Annotated in this window: 21 protein-coding genes; 12 read left to right on the forward strand and 9 right to left on the reverse strand. The window is 65.1% G+C overall.

Translation table 11 applies throughout. From position 1 onward, the window contains the following. Window positions 1-71 precede the first annotated feature (71 nt). From AC0L24_RS23615 to AC0L24_RS23625, 3 genes are read right to left on the reverse strand one after another with little or no spacing between them, the layout of a single operon-like run. Entirely contained in the window at window positions 72-2,330 is a 2,259-nt protein-coding gene (locus tag AC0L24_RS23615; protein ID WP_127809813.1) for a xanthine dehydrogenase family protein molybdopterin-binding subunit, read from the reverse strand. Continuing rightward, complete coding sequence (locus AC0L24_RS23620; protein WP_127809814.1) at window positions 2,320-3,378, reverse strand: FAD binding domain-containing protein; 1,059 nt, start codon at window positions 3,376-3,378, stop codon at window positions 2,320-2,322. Before AC0L24_RS23620 ends, AC0L24_RS23615 begins: the two co-directional genes overlap by 11 nt. Then, a complete protein-coding gene (locus tag AC0L24_RS23625; protein ID WP_127322359.1) occupies window positions 3,375-3,872 on the reverse strand; it encodes a (2Fe-2S)-binding protein in 498 nt (165 codons plus the stop codon). Before AC0L24_RS23625 ends, AC0L24_RS23620 begins: the two co-directional genes overlap by 4 nt. Window positions 3,873-4,162: 290 nt before the next feature. Between AC0L24_RS23625 and AC0L24_RS23630 the strand changes: the two genes are divergently transcribed. Then, window positions 4,163-4,783: a TetR/AcrR family transcriptional regulator gene (locus AC0L24_RS23630; protein ID WP_127327753.1), complete on the forward strand. Its 621-nt coding sequence runs from the start codon at window positions 4,163-4,165 to the stop codon at window positions 4,781-4,783. 56 nt (window positions 4,784-4,839) lie between these two features. Then, window positions 4,840-5,838: a bestrophin family protein gene (locus AC0L24_RS23635; RefSeq protein WP_473564187.1), complete on the forward strand. Its 999-nt coding sequence runs from the start codon at window positions 4,840-4,842 to the stop codon at window positions 5,836-5,838. A gap of 63 nt (window positions 5,839-5,901) precedes the next feature. On the opposite strand, the gene AC0L24_RS23640 is transcribed toward AC0L24_RS23635, so the two are convergent. The 3 genes from AC0L24_RS23640 to AC0L24_RS23650 form a co-directional block, all read right to left on the reverse strand. Further along, window positions 5,902-6,906: a zinc-dependent alcohol dehydrogenase family protein gene (locus tag AC0L24_RS23640; protein WP_127809816.1), complete on the reverse strand. Its 1,005-nt coding sequence runs from the start codon at window positions 6,904-6,906 to the stop codon at window positions 5,902-5,904. A 49-nt stretch (window positions 6,907-6,955) separates the two neighbouring features. Next, window positions 6,956-7,216, reverse strand: coding sequence for a hypothetical protein (locus AC0L24_RS23645; protein WP_127267446.1), 261 nt, complete (start codon window positions 7,214-7,216; stop codon window positions 6,956-6,958). An 83-nt stretch (window positions 7,217-7,299) separates the two neighbouring features. Next, a complete protein-coding gene (locus tag AC0L24_RS23650) occupies window positions 7,300-8,052 on the reverse strand; it encodes a DUF899 domain-containing protein (protein WP_013530710.1) in 753 nt (250 codons plus the stop codon). Window positions 8,053-8,358: 306 nt separating this feature from the next. On the opposite strand from AC0L24_RS23650, the gene AC0L24_RS23655 reads away from it, so the two are divergent. From AC0L24_RS23655 to AC0L24_RS23665, 3 genes are all read left to right on the forward strand, one after another. Next, window positions 8,359-9,579 carry a helix-turn-helix domain-containing protein gene (locus AC0L24_RS23655; protein ID WP_473564188.1) on the forward strand — a complete coding sequence of 407 codons (1,221 nt, stop codon included), beginning with the start codon at window positions 8,359-8,361 and terminating at the stop codon, window positions 9,577-9,579. Between the two features lie 36 nt (window positions 9,580-9,615). Beyond that, the gene (locus tag AC0L24_RS23660) at window positions 9,616-10,248 is read left to right on the forward strand and encodes a Vgb family protein (RefSeq protein ID WP_127267443.1); all 633 of its coding nucleotides are present in this window, start codon (window positions 9,616-9,618) and stop codon (window positions 10,246-10,248) included. A gap of 162 nt (window positions 10,249-10,410) precedes the next feature. Next, window positions 10,411-11,241, forward strand: a complete 831-nt coding sequence (locus tag AC0L24_RS23665) for an aldo/keto reductase (protein ID WP_174800355.1) — start codon at window positions 10,411-10,413, stop codon at window positions 11,239-11,241. Between the two features lie 73 nt (window positions 11,242-11,314). On the opposite strand, the gene AC0L24_RS23670 is transcribed toward AC0L24_RS23665, so the two are convergent. Then, window positions 11,315-11,620 carry a hypothetical protein gene (locus tag AC0L24_RS23670; protein ID WP_013530714.1) on the reverse strand — a complete coding sequence of 102 codons (306 nt, stop codon included), beginning with the start codon at window positions 11,618-11,620 and terminating at the stop codon, window positions 11,315-11,317. A gap of 208 nt (window positions 11,621-11,828) precedes the next feature. On the opposite strand from AC0L24_RS23670, the gene AC0L24_RS23675 reads away from it, so the two are divergent. Then, on the forward strand, window positions 11,829-13,331 hold the full coding sequence (locus tag AC0L24_RS23675; protein ID WP_127297074.1) for a helicase HerA domain-containing protein: 1,503 nt from the start codon (window positions 11,829-11,831) through the stop codon (window positions 13,329-13,331). Between the two features lie 134 nt (window positions 13,332-13,465). On the opposite strand, the gene AC0L24_RS23680 is transcribed toward AC0L24_RS23675, so the two are convergent. Beyond that, window positions 13,466-14,248: an SDR family oxidoreductase gene (locus tag AC0L24_RS23680; protein ID WP_127809819.1), complete on the reverse strand. Its 783-nt coding sequence runs from the start codon at window positions 14,246-14,248 to the stop codon at window positions 13,466-13,468. Window positions 14,249-14,436: 188 nt separating this feature from the next. Then, window positions 14,437-14,715, reverse strand: a complete 279-nt coding sequence (locus AC0L24_RS23685; protein ID WP_127809820.1) for an usg protein — start codon at window positions 14,713-14,715, stop codon at window positions 14,437-14,439. A 332-nt stretch (window positions 14,716-15,047) separates the two neighbouring features. Between AC0L24_RS23685 and AC0L24_RS23690 the strand changes: the two genes are divergently transcribed. The 6 genes from AC0L24_RS23690 (at window position 15,048) to AC0L24_RS23715 (ending at window position 20,287) form a co-directional block, all read left to right on the forward strand. After that, complete coding sequence (locus AC0L24_RS23690) at window positions 15,048-15,362, forward strand: co-chaperone GroES (RefSeq protein ID WP_127809821.1); 315 nt, start codon at window positions 15,048-15,050, stop codon at window positions 15,360-15,362. A gap of 56 nt (window positions 15,363-15,418) precedes the next feature. Beyond that, window positions 15,419-17,050, forward strand: a complete 1,632-nt coding sequence (gene groL / locus AC0L24_RS23695; RefSeq protein ID WP_127809822.1) for a chaperonin GroEL — start codon at window positions 15,419-15,421, stop codon at window positions 17,048-17,050. A gap of 69 nt (window positions 17,051-17,119) precedes the next feature. After that, window positions 17,120-17,347 carry a hypothetical protein gene (locus AC0L24_RS23700; RefSeq protein ID WP_013530720.1) on the forward strand — a complete coding sequence of 76 codons (228 nt, stop codon included), beginning with the start codon at window positions 17,120-17,122 and terminating at the stop codon, window positions 17,345-17,347. Between the two features lie 92 nt (window positions 17,348-17,439). After that, the gene (locus AC0L24_RS23705) at window positions 17,440-17,733 is read left to right on the forward strand and encodes a DUF982 domain-containing protein (RefSeq protein WP_127809823.1); all 294 of its coding nucleotides are present in this window, start codon (window positions 17,440-17,442) and stop codon (window positions 17,731-17,733) included. Between the two features lie 337 nt (window positions 17,734-18,070). Next, window positions 18,071-18,955, forward strand: a complete 885-nt coding sequence (locus tag AC0L24_RS23710) for an AraC family transcriptional regulator (protein WP_127320456.1) — start codon at window positions 18,071-18,073, stop codon at window positions 18,953-18,955. Between the two features lie 252 nt (window positions 18,956-19,207). Then, complete coding sequence (locus tag AC0L24_RS23715; protein WP_127809824.1) at window positions 19,208-20,287, forward strand: ABC transporter substrate-binding protein; 1,080 nt, start codon at window positions 19,208-19,210, stop codon at window positions 20,285-20,287. Window positions 20,288-20,310 lie beyond the last annotated feature (23 nt).

Here is a 20,310-nt window from a genome sequence, read left to right on the forward strand (position 1 = left end):
ACCGGGCCTTCACCGTTCGACGGACGGGAAAGCCAAGCAATTGGCTTCCCGTCCGCTAGGCGGACCACTCCTCACCCCAGCAGGTCCTCGATGCGGATCGGAAAGCGCCGGGGTCGCACCCCGGTCGCATGCCAGACCGCATTGGCGACGGCGCCGGCCGTGCCGGTGATGCCGATTTCGCCGACACCCTTGATGCCAAGCGCGTTGACGTGAGGGTCGTCCTCGTGGACCAGCAGCGCCTCGACCGACGGAACGTCGGCATTCACCGGGACATGATATTCGGCGAGGTTGGCATTCTGGATCCGGCCCGAGCGCCGGTCGGTGATGGCTTCCTCATGCAGCGCGAACGAGACGCCCCAGATCATGCCGCCATAATACTGGCTGCGCACCAGCCTGGGATTGATGACCCGCCCGGCGGCGAACGCGCCGACCAGCCTTGTGACGCGGATTTGGCCGAAATCCGGATCGACCTTCACCTCGGCGAACACGGCGCCATGCGCGTGCTTGGCATAGGTCTCCTGGGACGCCGGGTCGGGGGCACCTTTGCCATGGCCCTCGATCTCGGTCAGGCCTGCACGTGTGAGGATCTCGGCATAGCTTTCACCGCGGCTTTCATCGTCGCGCCGATAGAGGCGGCCACCGCGCGCCAGCACGCCTTCATTGCCGGCGCCGTAGAGCGGTGAGTGCTCGTCACCGGTGGCGAGATCGGCGAGCCTGGCGATGACGGCGGCACCCGCATTGTGGATCGCCATGCCGGCCGTCGCCGTGTGGCCGGAGCCGCCGGCAATGCCTGCATTGGGCAGATCGGAACTGCCGGCCCTGAAATCGACCTGGTCGATATCCAGTCCCAGTCCGTCGGCGGCGATCTGGGCGAAGGCGGTCCAGGCGCCTTGCCCCATGTCCTGCGCGCCGGTCTCCATCAGGCCGCTGCCATCGCTTCTCAGCACGGCGCGGGCCTCGGCGTGGAACATCAGGGCCGGAAACGTCGCCGTGCCCATGCCCCAGCCGGTCAGGAAACCGTCCGCGTCGCGCATCAGCCGCGGCTGAAGCGGGCGGCTTGCCCAGCCGAACGTCTCGGCCGCTTGCCTGTAGCATTCGCGCAGCGCCTTGGAGGAAAACGGCTTGCCGGTCATCGGCTCGACCTCGGCATAGTTCCGCAGCCGGAACTCCAGCGGGTCCATGCCACAGGCGTGAGCCGCCTCGTCGATGGCGCTCTCCAGCGCGATCGAGCCGGTCGCTTCGCCGGGCGCCCGCATGAACAGCGGGGTACCGGTGTCCAACCGCACCGCATCGTGCGAGGTGGCGATGGCCGGGCTGGCGTAGAGCGTGTGCGAGGCATCCGCCGCCGGTTCGAAGAAATCGTCGAACGTGCTCGACGCAGTCTTGGCGTGATGGTCGAGTGCCGTCAGCCGCCCTTCGCCATCCATGCCCAAGCGCAGCGTCTGGCGCGTCGGCGCACGGTGGCCGACCGGGCCGTACATCTGCTCACGCCGCAGCACCAGCTTGACCGGACGGCCGACGAGACGCGCCGCCAGGATGCCGAGCACCTGCGGTCCGGAGATCATGCCTTTCGAGCCAAAGCCGCCACCCAGGAACGGGCTGCGGATGTGGACGTTTTCCGGTGCGATGCCGAACAGGCCGGCGATGCGGCCCTGCGCCATGGCAAGGCCCTGGCTCGGCGTGTCGATCGACAGTGTGTCGCCATTCCAGGCGACGACGATCGCATGCGGCTCCATGGCGTTGTGGTACTGGGCCGGCGTCTCGTAGGTGGCTTCGATCCGTGTCTTTGCCGATTTGAGGCCGGCCTCGACATCGCCCTTGTGCTGCACGGCCGGACCGCCGACGCCGACGCCACGCGGCACGAAGCTTTCAGCGCCGTCCAGGCCAACGCGCGCCGGCAGCACTTCATAGCGCGGCGACAGCAAAGCCGCCCCCTCGGTTGCCGCCTCCAGCGTCTCGGCGATTACCACGGCGATGCTCTGGTTGGGGTAGCGGACCTGATCGTTCTGCAGCAGGTCGAGCCGGAACATGAAGGGGTGGTCCTTGGCGTCCGGGTCAGCGGCGAGCGCCGGCCGGTTCTTGGGCGTCATCACCTCGACCACGCCCTGGTGCGCCTTTGCCGCCTCGATATCCAGAGCGGCAACGCGGCCGCGCGCGATGCTGCTGACCGCCAGCACGGCGTAGAGCATGCCGGGCGGGTGGTTGTCGGCGGCATAGCGCGCGGCTCCGATGACTTTCAGAAAGCCGTCGCGGCGGGTCAGCGGCTGGCCGATGCTGGAGCCCTGCCGGGCATGGGCGGGTTGCTGGTTGAGGCTGAGTTCAAGCGTCATGGCGCGCTCCGGGAATGTTCGAGAACGGGGAGGCAGGAAGGGCTGGCAGACGCTCGGGCGTTCCCGAAAGCGCAGATATCAGCGCCCTGACCACGATGCGGCGGGCAAGCTCGATCTTGAAGGCATTGTCGCCGGAGGGGCTGGCATCGGCCAAGGCAGCGTCCGCGGCGCTGGAGAAGGTCGCCTCGCTGGCGTCCGCGCCAAGCAGGACGGCTTCCGCCGTTCGGGCTCGCCACGGCTTGGCCGCGACGCCGCCCAGTGCCAGCCTTGCGGCGCGGATCTTGCCGCCATCGACGACGAGCGCTGCCGCGGCCGATACGACGGCAAAAGCATAAGAGGTGCGTTCGCGGACTTTCAGGTAACGGGCATTGGCGGAGAAGGAGGCCGCCTCCGCCGGCAGGCGCACCGCCACGATCAGGTCGCCGGGCTCCAGCGCATTCTCCCGCTGCGGCGTTTCGCCGGGAAGCCGGTGGAATTCCTCCAGTGTCACATGACGCCGGCCCTTCTTGCCCTCGATCTCGACCACGGCGTCGAGCGCCACCAGCGGCACGCAGAAGTCCGACGGGTGGGTGGCGATGCAGGCGTCGCTCCAGCCTAGCACGGCGTGCAGGCGGTTCTCGCCGCCCAGCGCATCGCAGCCGGCGCCTGGCTCGCGCCTGTTGCAGGCGCTGGCGGTGTCGTAGAAATAGCTGCAGCGCGTGCGCTGCAACAGATTGCCGCCGACGGTGGCGGCGTTGCGAAGCTGCGCCGAAGCACCCGACAGCAGCGCCTCGGCCACCGCCGGATAGGATTTCGCGAACGCCGGATCGTAGGCAAGGTCGGCATTACGGACCAGCGCGCCGATGCGCAGGCCACCATCGTCCAGCCGTTCGATGCGGTTGAGCTCCGGCAGCCGGGAAATGTCGACGATACGCTCGGGACTGGTGATGCCGCCTTTCATCAGGTCGAGCAGATTGGTGCCGCCGGCGAGATAGGCCGAACCCGGCTCGGCTGCCGCGGCGATGGCGTCGGGGATGGTGGCTGGCCTGATGTAATCGAAATCTCTCATGCCGCGGTCCTCCGGTCGGCTTTGACAAGCTGTTGCTGGGCTTCCAGGACCGCCTCGACGATGCCGCCATAGGCCGCGCATCGGCATATGTTACCGCTCAGCCCCTCACGGATGCGTTCGGGATCGTCGCCGGCCTGTGCCTCGGCGATCAGGCCGAGCGTGCTCATGATCTGGCCGGGTGTGCAGAACCCGCACTGGAAGCCGTCATGGGCGATGAAGGCGGCCTGCACCGGATGCAGTTCCTCGCCGTGGGCGACGCCTTCGATGGTCAAGACTTGGGCGCCGTCATGACTGACCGCCAGCGCCAGGCATGAGTTGATGCGCTTGCCGTCGACCAGCACCGTGCAGGCGCCGCACTGGCCGCGGTCGCACCCCTTCTTGGTGCCGGTGAGATCGAGCCGCTCGCGCAGCAGGTCGAGCAGGGTTACGCGTGGATCGACCTCCAGTTCGTGTCGGTGGCCGTTGATGGTGAGGGTGATGGGAAGGCTGGTCATGGGCGTCTGGCTCCAGTTGCTTGACGCGGATGGGATTGAACTGGTGCCTTGCCGCGGAAGGGCAAGGTAACCGTTCGGTCAGGTCTTGACGGCGAAAGCGGAGATGGCAGCGGATCTCCCGCGAGACAGGCGGGCAGGGGAGATGTCGGCTTGCGTGTTCGAAAGACGTGACATACCGGTTCCCCTGATTATATGATAAAGGTGCTCCACTAAAACGGAGGCGCCTCCGTTTAATACGTGGTGGCTGAACCGGCCGGGTTCAAGCCCCCTGACACGATGTGGAGAAAAAATTGGCCAGCGAGCCGTCCGCCATTGCTGAACAGAAGGCCGAGGCTGTAGACGCAAAGCCGTTGCGCGCCGATGCGCGGCGCAACCGCGACCGGCTGGTCGAGGTGGCGGTGTCGGTCTTTGCCGAGCGCGGCATCGATGGCTCGCTGGAGGAGATCGCGCGCCGCGCCGGCGTCGGCATCGGCACGCTCTACCGGCATTTCCCGACGCGCGAGCATCTGGTCGAGGTGGTCTATCGCCGCGAGGTGGAGGCGCTGTGCGCGGCCGCCGGCGAGCTTGCCCAGAAACATCCGTCCGATGTCGCGCTGGAACAGTGGATGCAGCGCTTCGTCGACTACATCGCAACCAAGCGCGGCCTGGCGACCAGCCTGCGCATCGTGCTCACCACCAATTCGACGCTGTTTTCCGACACGTTCGGCCGGGTGTCGCAAGCCTTGCGACAGCTGGTCGAAGCGGCGGTGGCCGACGGCACCATCCGCGGCGACGTCGACGCTTCCGACGTGCTGCACGCGCTGGGCGGCATCTACTCAGCGCCCGACACCCCCGAATGGCGCGACCGCTCCCGCCGGCTGGTCAAGCTGTTGATGGACGGGTTGCGGTTCGGGGCTGCAAAGGCACAATGAGGCGACGAGATTCCGCCCGTGCAAAACCACACCTGTCGATAAATTGAGGGGACCCGATGTATGTAGGCCGTTCCTACAAAATAGTGGATTTCGCGCTGTGGTCGCGGCGCAGCGTCATCTACATGGTGGTGGTGAGTGGACTGGCCGTGGCGGCCTACCGTCTTCCAGGCATCGCCGGGTTTTCGGTGCCATGGTCGGTGGTGCTGGTGCTTGGTACCACCGTGTCACTCGTTGCCGGGTTCAAGAATTCGCAGGTGTTCACCCGCAGCAGCGACGCGCTGCAGGCTTTTACGCAAATTACGGCCAGCAGCCGGTTGTGGTCCAATTTCTGCAGGGATTTCCTCGACGCGCCGACGGCCAGACAGCTCATCTATCGCCACATCGCCTGGATGACGGCGTTGCGTTTTTCCCTGCGCCGGCCAATGCCATGGGAATCCATGGCGCGGGCCGCCAATATCGAATACCGGCGGCGCTACCGCATCCATGAGGATGCGAGCTCGATCGCCGACGAATTGCGTCCGCTGCTCGCCGAACAGGCCGAGGACGTCCTGAAATCGCCCCAGCCGGCGATCGCCCTGCTCGAACGGCAATCTGCCCAGGTCAATGCGCTGTTCAAGGACACAAAGCTCCCTCCTCAGATCTATGGCGAACTGACCAAGCTGATCCGCGACTTCCATGACCAGCAGGCGCGCTGCGATCGCATCAAGAACAATCCCTATCCTCGGCAATACGCCATCGTCAGTTCGATGTTCGTGATGATCTTCTGCACGCTGTTGCCGTTCGGGGTCGTTCCCGTCTTTGCCGATATGGGCAAATTGGGTGGGGCGCTCGGGTCGATCGCGATCTGGTTGACGATCCCGTTCAGCACGCTGCTGGGCTGGGCCTACGTGTCCCTCGACCAGGTCGGCGAAAGCAGCGCCAACCGGTTCGAGGGCAACGCCAACGACGTCCCGATCTCGCAGATATGCCGCGACATCGAGATCGAGTTGCGCAGCGGGCTCGGCGAGGCCGATCTTCCCAAGCCCCTGCTGCCGGTCAACGACATCGCGACCTAGGCAGGATCAAGACGAAGGCGCGGACCCGAAGGTCCCCTTCATCGTGCTGCTGGCGGAGGCCGCTCAAACGTCGAGGCAGACCTTGCCGAAATGCTTTTGCGTTTCGTAATGCGCGAAGGCGGTGGCGATGTCCTGCAGCGGAAAATGGCGGTCTATGACGGGCTTCAGCCTGATAGTCTCTATCGCCCGGATCATATCCTCCTGGTCGGCCCGGCTGCCGATGGAAATGCCGCTGATGCGGATCTGGTTGGAAAACAGGGCAGGGATAGACACTTCCGCCGCAAAACCGGTCAGGACGCCGACCAGGGCGATGTGACCGCCCGTTCTGCAGGCCGCAATGGACTGCGCCAGCGTGGCGGGTCCGCCGACCTCGATCACGTGATCGACACCGCGTCCGCCCGTCAGATCCCTGGCCTTGCGACCCCAGTCCGGGACGGACTTGTAGTTGATGACGGCGTCGGCTCCGAGGCGCGTGAGCCTTTCCAGCTTCTGCTCGTCGGATGAGGTGGCGATGACCCGGGCGCCGGCGGCTTTGGCGAATTGTAGCGCGAACAGCGATACGCTGCCCGAACCGAGGACCAGCACCGCGTCGCCCGGCTTCACCTTGCCGCACACAACCAGGCCGCGCCAGGCCGTAACGCCCGTGCAGGTGAGCGACGCCGCCTCGACATGCGTATAGCCTGCCGGTGCCTTGGTGAAAGCGTGCGCCGGCATGCAGACATACTCGCTGGCGAAGCCGTCGAAACTGTCTCCCGGAATATCGCGCCGGGTGCAGGGCGTCATGTCACTGCCCAGCCACCAGGGATAGAAGACGCTGACGACACTGTCTCCGGGCTTGAGTGCATCGACACCGTCGCCGAGGGCAATCACTTCGCCGGCGCCGTCGGAGAGCGGAACGCGGCCGTCGGCGAGAGGCATCTTGCCTTGCACGGCAAAGTCGTCGCGCATGTTCAACGCGCAGGCCCGGATCCTGACCAGAACCTCGCCCGGCCCTGGCTGGGGCGAATTTTCCTCGACCAGGTCGAGATTGCCCAAGCCGCCCGGCGCTCTCAGCCTGACCAGTCTCATTGTCTTCTCCGATGTGTGGGGTGTCTGGAATTGCAATGGCGCGCTGCGCCTAGCGGGCCTGCCGGCCTGAGATCACCCGCAGCCAGGGCGCCAGATGAAAGGCGCTCATCAGCAGATACATCGCGGCCATGCCCGTGAGGGGCGAGGCGTCGATGCCCATGCACTGCATGGCCGCATCGCCGCTGAAGATGCAGGTGAGCAGCGCCATCACGGCGAAAGTCGGTGCCGCGGCAAGGCAAAGCCAGTCGGCCAGCCCGAGGGTGGCGGCTTCCGGGATCGTGCTGCCGGCACCGGTATGGATATCGCTCATCGCCTTGATCCTTGATGATCATGCCAGCCACGACAGGTTCCTCTCTCCACGGAGTGGGGAGAGGAACCCAGACTGAACAACCGTTACTGCTCGCCCTTGTCGCGGAATGCAGCCTCGCCGGCAGCAGACACTTCTTCCCATTTCTTGTCGGCCCCGGCGTCGTAATTGTCGTGCCAGTTCCACCAGGAATAGAGCGGGGTCTGCGGATAGCCTTCGGGCGAGTCTTCCCAGATTTCCTGGCGGCCGAGCGGCGTCGCGTCGAGATAGCTCCAGACGGTGCCCATCGCCTCGTCGCCGCGGCTGTTGATGAGATAGGTGCGGAAGATGCGGTCGCCGTCACGGATGAAGACGTTGTGGCCGTGCCATTCGTCGACGCCGAAGTCCTTGTCGAAACTGTCAGTGATTGTGTACCAGGGCATCTGCCAGCCCATCCGCTGCTTCAGCCGCGCAATGTCGGCTTGCGGGGCACGTGAAGCGTAGGCAAGCGTGGTGTTGCGGGCGTTGAGATGGGCGAGGTGGCCGACCTGGTCGGCGCCCAGCGAACAGCCGCGGCAGGCGTGATCGGGCCAGCCATGCACGCCGGGCTCGAAAAAGGCGCGGTAGACGATCAGCTGGCGGCGGCCTTCGAACAGATCGAGCAGGCTCGCTCTGCCGTTCGGCCCCTCGAACACATAGGCCTTGTCGACTTCCATCCACGGCATGCGCCGGCGCTCGGCGGCCAATGCGTCCTTGGCCCGCAGCGTTGCCTTTTCCTTCACCAGCATCTGTTCGCGGGCGGCTTCCCAGTCCTGCCTCGAAACGATCGGCGGGGTCTTCATTGCGATGTGCTTGGTCATTGGTCGTCTCCTTTGCCAGTCTGTTGTCGCTTGCTGTCAGCCAGAATAGGGCGGTGAAGCGCGGGGGTGGGAGTTACAAGTGTGACGGGATTTGCAGGAGCCGGCCCGTCGCAGCAGGGGTGGCGCATCCTCACGGTGCCTTCGGCCGCGTCATGGAGAGGAGTGTCGGTTGGCATTGTCGGTTCTCCCTTGGCGTGCCGCACGTTGCCGATAGAGTTGGCCGATGCGGCTTGCCGGTTCATGGTACGGATTTAAGTTAGGGCGGCGACGCACAAGGGTGGGAGTTACAAGTGTGACGGGATTTGAATGGATTCGCTGATCACCGCCGCGGCGCTGGCGCTGGCCGGAGGCGATCCGCTCGGCGCGCTGGATCGCGTCGCACTGCGCGAGGATCCGCCGGCGCTGGCGCTGCGCGGCATCGCCATGGCGCAACTTGGCGATCTTGATCGCGCCAAGGCGCTGCTGCGGCGTGCCGCGCGTGGCTTCGGCCCGAAAGAAGCGGTAGCGCGTGCGAGATGCGTCGTTGCCGAGGCCGAGATCGCGCTGGTCTCACGCGATCTCGGCTGGCCGGCCAAGGCTCTGGATGCGGCGCGGGCGATGCTGGAAAAGCATGGCGACCGGCTGAACGCAGCGCATGCCGGCCACCTCAAGGTGCGCCGCCTGCTATTGATCGGCCGTCTCGACGAGGCCGAAGACGTGCTGCGCGGGCTCGATCCGATGCCGCTTCCGCCGGCCTCGCGCGCCGCCCACGAGCTGGCCGTCGCCGGCATCGCGATGCGGCGCCTCAAGACGAAGCGGGCGCGCAGGGCGTTGGAGTGGGCACGCCACGCCGCCCGCCAGGCCGGCATTGCGGGGCTCATCGCTGAAGTCGATCGCGCATTCCTGGCGCTGGACACACCGGCGGCGCGGCTGATCGCGGCTGGCGAGCAGCGCTCGTTGCTGCTTGAGGACGTCGAGGCGTGGCAGGCGTCGCCGGCATTGCTGGTCGATAGCTTTCGCTATGTCGTGCGCCAACAGGAGAAAAGGGTCTCGCTGGCAACGCGCCCGGTGCTGTTTGCGCTGGCCCGTACGCTCGCCGAAGCGTGGCCAGGCGATGTGTCGAGGGCGAGGCTGATCGCTGAAGCCTTCGGCGGCAGGCACGCCGATGAATCGCACCGGGCACGGCTGCGGGTCGAGATCGGCCGGCTGCGCACCGAATTGCGCGGCCTGGCCGACATCGGCGCGACCAGCCAGGGCTTCGCGCTGGCGCCGCGCCAGGCACGCGAGGTGCTGGTGCTGGCGCGGCCGATCGAGGAGCGGCACGCGGCGGTGCTGGCTTTCCTTGCCGATGGTGAATCCTGGGCGAGTTCGGCGTTGGCGCTGGCGCTTGGCACCGGCCAACGCAGTGTGCAACGGGCGCTCGAGCAGCTTGGCGAGGCCGGCAAGGTGCAGTTTTTCGGTCACGGCCGGGCGCGCCGCTGGATGACGCCGCCGGTGGCGGGATTCACGACCACCTTGTTACTCCCGGCGCCGCTGCCGAGTGGTTAGTAAGGGACATCAGACCATCTCAGTGAGGACAAGGACATGAAACAGTCAGCGGCCGAAATTCTGCGCGAATACGGACCCTTTCCAGATGTGGAGAGGGTGCATGGGGTGAGTTTTGACGGCAACAATGTCTGGTTCGCCTCGGGCGAGAAGCTGAACGCCTTCGACCCGGAAAACGGCCAAGCGCTGCGCTCGATCGACGTCGCGGCGCATGCCGGCACCGCCTGGGACGGCCAGCACTTCTTCCAGCTTGCCGACGACCTGATACAGAAGATCGACCCTGATACCGGCCAGGTGCTGGCGACCATTCCGGCACCGGGCGGCGGCGGCGATTCCGGGCTGACCTGGGCCGAAGGGACGCTCTGGGTGGGGCAATATCGCGAACGCAAGATCCACCAGATCGACCCGGAGACAGGGGCGATCCTGCGCACCATCGAATCCAACCGTTTCGTCACCGGGGTGACATGGGTCGAGGGCGAGCTGTGGCACGCCACCTGGGAAGGCGACCAGAGCGACCTGCGCCGCGTCGACCCGCGATCAGGCAAGGTTCTGGAGAAGCTCGACATGCCGGCCGGCATGGGCGTGTCGGGACTGGAATCCGATGGCGGCGACCGCCTCTATTGCGGCAGCACATCCGCCGGGGTGGTGAGGGCGGTGCGCCGGCCGCGGTGAGGATGCGGCCGACGCCGAAGTCACACTTGCAGGCGCACTTCACACGGCAATTTGTCCGCTGTCGGCTGGTCGTCGCATCCTGTCGGACCTAGATAGGCTGTGCACCGGGCAGACCGCCCGGACCCGCTTTGCAAAGGATTCCCCGTGCCTGAACAGCCCATCATGCCCGAACAGATTGCATTGAACGACGGCTCCGCCATTCCCCAGCTCGGCCTCGGTGTGTGGCAGGTCGACCAAGACATCACAGCCGACGTGGTGGGTTGGGGCATCGAGGCCGGCTATCGCCTGATCGACACCGCCGAAGGCTATCAGAACGAGGAAGGGGTCGGAGAGGCGATCCGCAGCGCGGGCGTGCCGCGGGCCGAGCTGTTCATCACCTCGAAACTGCGCAACGGCGCGCACCAGCGCGACGCGGCTTTGCGCGCCTTCGACGAGACGATGGAGAAGCTCGGCGTCGAACAGATCGACCTGTTCCTGATCCACTGGCCTGTGCCCAGCCAGGACAAATATGTCGAGGCCTGGAAGATGCTGGTCGAACTCCGGCAGGCCGGCCGCATCAAGTCGATCGGCGTTTCGAACTTCAACCAGGACCATCTGGAGCGGATCATCGCGGAGACCGGCGTGACGCCCGTCGTCAACCAGATCGAGCTGCATCCCCAGTTCCAGCAGCGCGGTGTCAGGGACTTTCACGCCAAGCACGACATCCGTATCGAAAGCTGGAGCCCGTTGGGCAGCGGCCGGCTGCTCGGCGATCCGACCATTGCAGGCATCGCCAAGAAACATGGCAAGTCCGTCGCCCAGGCGATCGTCCGCTGGCATCTCCAAGAGGGGCTGATCGTCATTCCAAAGTCGATCCGCAGGGATCGCATCGCCGCCAATTTCGATGTCTTCGATTTTGAACTGGATGCCCAGGACCTGCAGACGATCCGCGGCATGGATTCGCCCGAAGGCCGCAACGGGCCCAACCCCGCCACGGCCGCGTTCCTGTTCTGAGGACTGCCGACCGCGAAGCTGCCAATCTCCCGCACGAGGGGGAGATTGGCCAATCTCCGGCCTCTCCGCGCGCTTAAATCCCGGACCCATCCAGCTGCTGGGCGTCTTCGCCTTCCCAGGGCGCTGGCATGGACGCGCGACTGAGGTTAGCCGTCGGCAACGGCATCCAGCACTTCAGTTCCGGGTCGGCATATTCGATGACGCGCCCGGGCGAGGAGTCCGACGCGCGCCAGCCTTCCGAGGCGAACTGGTCAGCACGCGACCAATAGGCAAGGTCTACTTCCGCCGGTCCCTGTTCGGACGGACGCACCGTGACCAGGATGCGGCTGCCATCCTTCGGGGCCGTCGACATGTGGCGCCACCGTTCGGGCTCGTCCATCGCATTCCTCCTCGCACTCGTAGCGTTGGGTGGAGTGTCGCCTCGTGGTCCGAAGGGGTCAACCCAAAGTTTGCGCCAGGCATCGGCTGATGACCCCTCCAGGCGGTGCCTGCACAGTTGTGCGCAACACGCCGCAGGCGGTCATGCACGCTCGACGGGCTGTGACCCAGTTGATAAGCCCGTCTGCGAAAGGAGCGCCTGAGTCGAGATGACCGTTGCGATCGAGATGGGACAGACGACCGCGGGCGCCCCGGCGAAGCTGGATCTTGAGGAACTGCTCGCGACTCGCCTTTTGGTGCAGGGCAATTCAGGCTCCGGCAAGTCGCATCTGCTGCGGCGCCTGCTGGAGCAGAGCGCACCCTGGGTGCAGCAGACCATCATCGATCCCGAGGGCGACTTCGTCTCGCTGGGCGATCGTTACGGCCATCTGGTGATCGATGCCGAGCAGCATACCGAGCGCGGCCTGCAGGCGGCCGGCGAGCGGGCGCGCATGCATCGCGTCTCCACCGTGCTCAATCTCGAAGGACTCGACGCCGAGAACCAGATGCGACGTGCGGCCGCCTTCCTCGGCGGACTGTTCGAGGTCGCCCGTGACCACTGGTACCCGATGCTGGTGGTGGTGGACGAGGCGCAGCTGTTCGCGCCGGCGGTGGCCGGAGAGGTGTCGGACGAAGCGCGAAAGCTCTCGCTCGGCGCCATGACCAATTTGATGTGTCGTGGCCGCAAGCGCGGGCTGGCCGGCATCATTGCCACCCAGCGGCTGGCCAAGCTCGCCAAGAACGTCGCAGCCGAGGCGTCCAATTTCCTCATGGGCCGCACCTTCCTCGATATCGACATGGCGCGTGCCGCCGATCTTTTGGGCATGGAGAGACGCCAGGCGGAAGCGTTCCGTGATCTGGAACGCGGGCAGTTCATGGCGCTCGGTCCGGCGCTGTCGCGCCGTCCGCTGGGGCTGCGCATCGGCCCGACCGACACCAGCCCGCGCAACGGCACGCCGCGGCTCATGGCAATGCCGGAATCCGCGCTGGAAGACGCACGCGCGATCATCCTGGCGGCGCCGCCACCCGAGACGGTGCGCACGCCGCGCCGCCCGGCGTCGCCGGACCTGCTCGACCAACTGATGGCGGCCAAATCGGCGGCACTGGAAATGCGCCCCGAGCCGGCGGAGCCGCAAATCAGCGCCGAGGATCTGGCCGAGCGTCGTGAGCGCGTCGACCGTGTGCTGCGCGCCATCCTGGCGCAACCCGACGCCGGTTTTCGCGTGATCGGCGTGCTCTATCAGGAGTTCGTGGTCCGCTGCCGCATCGAAGGCCTGGCCTCGGTCGTGCCGGACCTGCCGGAGTTCCGCCGCATGCTGACGCGCGCCCGTGCCGGCCTTGGTTCCGAGACGACGCAGGATGACGCGTGGCGGGACGTTTCCGTCCGCGCGTCGCTGCTGCCCGACGACATGCAGGGCGTGTTCATGATGATCGCCCGTGCGGCGAAAGAGGGCTGGCCGTGCCCGAGCGACGCCGCGATCGCCCGCGCCTACGGCTCGCACTCGCTGCGCCGCGCCCGGCGCCTCTTGACTTATATCGAGGAGCAGGGGCTCATCGTCTGCCAACTCGACGGGACAGGCCGGCGCACCGTGACGCTGGTCGAATTGGCCTGGGCCACCGCACCGGGAGATCCGAATGCCGAGGAGGTGGAGCAGGGGAGCCTGGCGCTGTGAGGCGGCGCGGGTGCTTTGAGCGAATGGGGCGATAGGCTTTTTCAGTCACCGTCATCGTGACCAACTTCTGACGGCAACGGTGAAAGCGCCGACGCCGAAATGCGTCATGCAGGGCGCATGCGTTTCGATGGCGCTCACCGATTCGCCCCGATCACCCACTGTTCCTGGTCGACGAGCGTGCCGGTTATCGGCCCGGCAGCATCCGAAAGCAGGAAGACGGCGAGGTTGGCGATGTCGCTCGTCGAGAACAGGCGGCCGAAGGGTTGCGAGGCGTTGGCGGCATCGAGCCAGCCCGGCCCGTTGCCCAACGTGTCGGCCTGCATGACACGTTCGGCCGGCGTGTCGGTCCAGCCGACATTGATGCCGTTGACGCGGATGCGATCGAAGCGATGGGCATTGGCGGCGTTTTTGGTAAGCGTGGCCAGCGCGCCCTTGCTGGCGGAATAGACGGCGAGTTCCGGCGAGCCGCAATGGGCGTTGATCGACAGGATGTTGACGATGGCGCCGCCCTGGCCACGCTTCTTCATCTCGGCGATGGCCGCCTGCATGAGGAAGAACGGCGCCCGCGCGTTGACCGCAAACAGCGAGGCCCAGCCGTAGAGATCGGCGTCGAGGAACGAGGCCCGGTTGGTCAGCCCTGCGGCGTTGACCAGCGCATCGATGCGGCCGAAGCGCTCGACGCAGGCTTCCGCCAAGAGGGCAGGGGCCGCCGGGTCGGCGAGGTCCGCGGCGACGAAGACCGTCGGCGTGCCGAGCCGCGAAAGCTCTTCCGCCACGGCATCGCCGCGGGTCTTCTCGCGCCCGGTGACGAGCAGGCCGCCGGCGCCGCAGCGCGCCAGCGTCTCGGCGATGGCGCGGCCGATGCCTTGCGTCGAGCCGGTGACCAGCGCCACCTTGCCGTTGAGCTGAAGCTCCATTCCTCTTCCCCGCCTCGCATCTGGTTTCAGGCTAGCGCGGCAGGATCGTTTTACAACATGGAAATTGGAAATCTTGGAGCGGAGATTGTTGGCGCTGCGTGGGACCGGCAAGAGCCTGCTCCAACGTCGTCGCTCCCAACGTTGTCGCTCCGGGGGCGAAGCAGGAGCGGAGTCCGTCCCAAAGACCTCTAGTGGACCGTGATGATGCCCTCGACGGCCCGCCATTCCGAAGGCTGGATGAGCCGGTGATGAGCAACGCGGACCGAGTGCAGCGGACCGTCGAGTTCGCGCTCCCAATATTGGAGAAAGCCCTTGAGTTCGGGAAAGGCCGGAGCGAGATCATAGTCCTGCCAGACATAGAGCTGAAGCAGGCTCGGATGATCGGGCAGGTGATAGTGGATTTCGGCCGTCGTCAGGCCATAACCTTCCATTTGCAGGCGGAATTCGCTGCTGACCGTATCGGCCATGTCTTTCTCCTTCTCTCTCCGTTCAGGCCTCCAGCCCGCGACGTTCGTATTGAACTCGCCCGATGCCATGCCGGGACGATCGGTTCCTCTTCAAACAACGTCGCGAGAAGCTCGGGGGTTCCGAAAATAGCCGCGCCATAACAGTGCGTTGGCGCCCTTTCTGGTCGAATGGAAAAATTTTTTCGCCGGTCTCTTGAAACCGAAAAACGGCAAAACTAGCTCGATATACGCCGCGATGCCTGACGAAGGGTCGCGGCGTTCCGCACCGGTCCGATATTGCCGGTTCGGTGCGGAGGAACCTCAAAAACCTGTTTGTCCACGAGGAGAACGACATGGCGTTCCGTCCATTGCATGACCGTATTCTGGTCCGCCGCCTTGAAGCCGAGGAGAAGACCTCCGGCGGCATCATCATCCCCGATACCGCAAAGGAAAAACCGCAGGAAGGTGAAGTGCTCGCCGTCGGTCCCGGCCCGCGCGACGACAGCGGCAAGCTTGTCGAACTCGATGTCAAGGTCGGCGACCGCATCCTGTTCGGCAAATGGTCCGGCACCGAAATCAAACTCGACGGCGAGGATCTGCTCATCATGAAGGAAAGCGACGTGATGGGTGTCATCGATAAGATCGCCGAAGTGAAGAAGGCCGCCTGACGGCTTCTTCGTATACATCCAGTCAACGAATGCTGCCTAGATAAAGGAGTGATCCAATGGCTGCCAAAGAAGTGAAATTCCATACCGAAGCGCGCGAGAAGATGCTGCGCGGCGTCGATATCCTTGCCAATGCGGTGAAGGTGACGCTCGGTCCCAAGGGGCGCAATGTCGTCATCGACAAGTCGTTCGGCGCTCCGCGCATCACCAAGGACGGCGTCACCGTGGCCAAGGAAATCGAGCTTGAAGACAAGTTCGAGAATATGGGCGCCCAGATGGTGCGCGAAGTGGCTTCCAAGACCAACGACCTTGCCGGCGACGGCACGACGACCGCAACGGTGCTTGCACAGGCGATCGTCAGGGAAGGGGCCAAGGCGGTTGCCTCGGGCATGAACCCGATGGATTTGAAGCGCGGCATCGACAAGGCGGTCGATGCGGTGGTCGCCGAACTGAAGACCAATGCCCGCAAGGTCACCCGAAACGACGAGATCGCGCAGGTAGGCACCATCTCCGCCAATGGCGATGCCGAGATCGGCCGTTTCCTCGCCGAGGCAATGGAGAAGGTCGGCAATGAAGGTGTCATCACGGTGGAGGAGGCCAAGACCGCCGAGACCGAACTCGAAGTCGTGGAAGGCATGCAGTTCGACCGCGGCTATCTCTCGCCCTATTTCATCACCAACCAGGACAAGATGCGCGTCGAACTCGATGAGCCTTATGTGCTGATCCACGAGAAGAAGCTCTCCAACCTGCAAGCGATGCTGCCCGTGCTTGAAGCCGTGGTGCAGTCGGGCAAGCCGCTCTTGATCATCGCCGAGGATGTGGAAGGCGAGGCGCTGGCGACGCTGGTCGTCAACAAGCTGCGCGGCGGCCTCAAGGTCGCGGCCGTCAAGGCGCCGGGCTTCGGCGACCGCCGCAAGGCCATGCTGGAAGACATCGCCATTCTCACCGGCGGCACCGCGATCTCGGAAGATCTCGGCATCAAGCTGGAAAATGTGACGCTGCAGATGCTGGGCCGCGCCAAGAAAGTGGTGATCGAGAAGGAAAACACCACCATCGTCGACGGTGTCGGCCGCAAGGAAGAGATCCAGGGCCGTGTCGCGCAGATCAAGGCGCAGATCGAGGAGACCACCTCCGACTACGACCGCGAGAAGTTGCAGGAGCGGCTGGCCAAACTCGCCGGCGGCGTTGCGGTGATCCGGGTCGGCGGCTCGACCGAGGTCGAGGTCAAGGAGCGTAAGGACCGCGTCGACGATGCGCTGCATGCGACCCGCGCGGCCGTCGAGGAGGGCGTGCTGCCTGGCGGCGGTGTCGCGCTGCTGCGGGCAGCCAAGGCGCTCGATGCCGTGCAGACCGACAATGCGGACCAGAAGACTGGCGTCGATATCGTGCGCCGTGCCATCGAAACGCCGGTCCGGCAGATCGCCGAGAATGCCGGCGCCGAAGGCTCGATCATCGTCGGCAAGCTGCGCGAGAAAAGCGAATTCGGCTGGGGCTGGAACGCCCAGACCAACGAATTCGGCGATCTCTACGGCCAGGGCGTCATCGACCCGGCCAAGGTGGTGCGCACCGCTCTCCAGGACGCGGCATCGGTCGCCGGCCTGCTGGTGACCACGGAGGCGATGGTGGCCGAGAAGCCGAAGAAGGAAGCCGCCGCCCCGGCAATGCCCGCCGGCGCCAGTATGGACTTCTGAGGTCACGGCCAATCCGCCCGCTTCCCTGGCGGGGAGCGGGCGTCATCCGAAGAGAAAGTGGAGGTAAAGATGGATGCAATGGCTGGCCTCGGATCCGTACCGGCTCCTACGCACCAAGCGAAGGAATTCCTGGCCTATGAAACAGAATGCAGGAACGTGCTGAAGCCGCTGCTGGCAGGGCTGCTCGACATGGCTGAAGCTGCCGGCTGGAACCGGCGAACCGCGGCGTCGGCACTGATGTTCCTTGCCGCGCAGCAAGTGTCGGCAACATCCGAGGTATCCGCCGGCAGCGGTTGAACGGGAATCGGCCAGTCCATTCACCTATCCGCGGCGGGCCGCGCTCCCGGTGCTCGGCCCGCTACAGGCACAATCGAGAGGAGGCACAAGCCATGAATCGCGGGCAATTTGAGGAACCGGTCACCCTTCTGGTCGGAATGGGCTTTCCGAGGAAGATCGACAGCGTGATGGAAGCTTACGCACTGCTGCAGGACTGGCCGAGCGCCGGCCGCAACGGCGCCCATGCCGTCGCACTCAACGCTTGCAAGGCGGGCATCGTCGGCGAGATTGATTCGGAGACGGTGCGGGCCACGCTGGTCAGCTTCGCGCGCCGCCACGACATATTGGTGCCGGAGATGGTTTCGCCGCTCGCGACGGCGGCCGGTGGTGCGCTGCGCACGAGGTGAACTGACGATGACGGCGCTGCAACAGCGCCTGAACACGCTGTTCTTGCGATAGGCCAGGCGACCACGGAGACGCCGGAATTCCTTTCCGGGCGGGCGGCATCCTCGTTGGTCAATTGAGCGAACGCGTCAGCAAGACTGACCTGTTCTGCCCGAATAGCGCTTCTGAGCGCCGCCTCCCGGTTAAAAAAGTATCATCCGTTGTCTTGAATCGTGGTGGCGCCTGTTGTCATGAGCCGGTACCTTGGCTCTTGAAATGCAGAGCCGAAACCAATTCGGCCGGGTTAGGGAATTAGGCCGAACGCGGCAGATATCCGTGCCGGCCCGGGAGGAAACGGACATGGAACCGGACCTGGAAGTTGTCCAGATACGACGCGGTGAGTCCTTCAAGGCGTGGTCGCACGGCTACCCCTTCCACACGGTGCGCTGGCACTTCCATCCCGAATATGAACTGCATCAGGTGATCTTCACCAACGGCCGCTATTTCGTCGGCGACTTCATCGGCGAGTTCGAGCCGGGCAATCTGGTGCTGACCGGACCGAACCTGCCGCACAATTGGGTCAGCGATATCCCTAGGGACAGTTCGATCCCGCTGCGCGGCCGCATCATTCAGTTTTCCGAAAGTTTCATCGGCGATGCCATGCATGTGCTGCCGGAGTTGGCGGGACTTGCGGCTCTGCTCGAGGCGTCGCGGCGCGGCGTGCTGTTTTCCAGCCGCACCAGCAAGGCGCTGGCGCCGCTGATGGAAGAGATGATGCAGGCGCAAGGCGTGCGCCGCATCGAACTGTTCATGATGATCGCCGGCCTGCTCAGCCGCGCCCAGGAATTCCAGCTTTTGGCCAGCGCCAGCTACCGGCCCGATCCCTCCGGCTACATGACCGCCGGCATGAACAAGGCGCTCGCCTATATCAGGGAGAACCTGACGCAGTTGTTCGACGAGGCGGATCTCGCCGCCATCGCCGGCCAGTCGACCGGTGCGTTCTCGCGCTCGTTTCGCCGTCACACGGGCATGTCGCTGGTGCAGTATGTGAAGCGGCTGCGCATCAACCTCGCCTGCCAGATCCTGATGAGCGACGAGCAGGCCTCGATCACCGACATTTGCTACGAGGTCGGCTTCAACAATCTGTCCAATTTCAACCGGCAGTTCCTGGCGGAGAAGGGCATGCCGCCCTCGCGCTTCAGGCGCCTGCTGGCCGACAACATCAACGCGGGAAAAGCCGCTTAACGGAGGAGCCAGGGAGGAACCAAGGGAGGAATTTTTCTTTTGCATGACGACGTGAGCCGCGTGGAGCGGTTCGCGATGGAGCACACTTGTCTCAAATTTCCTCCGCTTAGCGGAGGATGTAGGCGCGGACTCGAAAGGCCGGCGCCGGACCCTAATTCCCAATTGCAGTTTGGGGCGAGGGCGGAGGCGTGTCTCCACACCAAAGCAGTCAACGACCTTCTTACAACCATATCCAGAAACGGAGAAGACCGAATGACCAAACTTTCATCTTCATTGAAGTCCGCTGGCAAGTCCGCCGGCATGGCAGCCCTTGCGCTGTCGCTGCTGGCTGGCACCGCCATGGCCGCCGAAGTCACCGACGCCACCGTGGCCTTCCTGATGCCCGACCAGGCCTCGACCCGCTACGAGCAGCATGATTATCCCGGCTTCGCCGCCGAGATGAAGAAGCTGTGCCCGGGCTGCAAGGTGCTCTACCAGAACGCCGATGCCGACGCCTCGCGCCAGCAGCAGCAGTTCAACTCGGTGATCTCGCAGGGCGCCAAGGCGATCGTGCTCGACCCGGTCGACTCGACCGCCGCCGCCTCGCTGGTCAAGCTGGCGCAGAGCCAGGGCATCAAGGTCATCGCCTATGACCGGCCGATCCCGACAGCGCCGGCCGATTTCTATGTGTCGTTCAACAATGAAGGCATCGGCAAGGCCATCGCCGACTCGCTGGTCGAGCACCTGAAGGCGCTGAAGGTCGATCCGGCCAGCGGCGGTGTGCTGCAGATCAACGGCTCGCCGACCGACGCGGCGGCCGGCCTGATCAAGAAGGGCATCCATGCCGGCCTCGACAACAGTGGCTACAAGATCCTGGCCGAATACGACACGCCGGAATGGGCGCCGCCGAAGGCGCAGCAATGGGCCGGCGGCCAGATCACCCGCTTCGGACCAAAAATCCTCGGCGTGGTTGCGGCCAATGACGGCACCGGCGGCGGCGCCATCGCGGCCTTCAAGGCGGCCGGCGTCGATCCGGTGCCGCCGGTGACCGGCAATGACGCGACGATCGCGGCACTGCAGCTGATCATCGCCGGCGACCAGTACAACACCATCTCCAAGCCGAGCGAGATCGTGGCGGCGGCCGCCGCCAACATCGCCATCAAGCTGCTTTCGGGCGAGACGCCGAAGGCCGAGATGACGCTGTACGACACGCCCTCGCAGCTGTTCACGCCGGCCGTGGTGACGCAGGAAAACCTGAAGGCCGAGATCATCGACAAGAAGATCAACACCGCGGCCGAACTCTGCGTCGATCGTTACGCGGAAGGCTGCAAGAAGCTGGGCATCGGGAACTGACCGCGACCCTTGCCCGCTCCGCT

The sequence above is a fragment of the Mesorhizobium sp. WSM4809 genome (genome assembly GCF_055811655.1).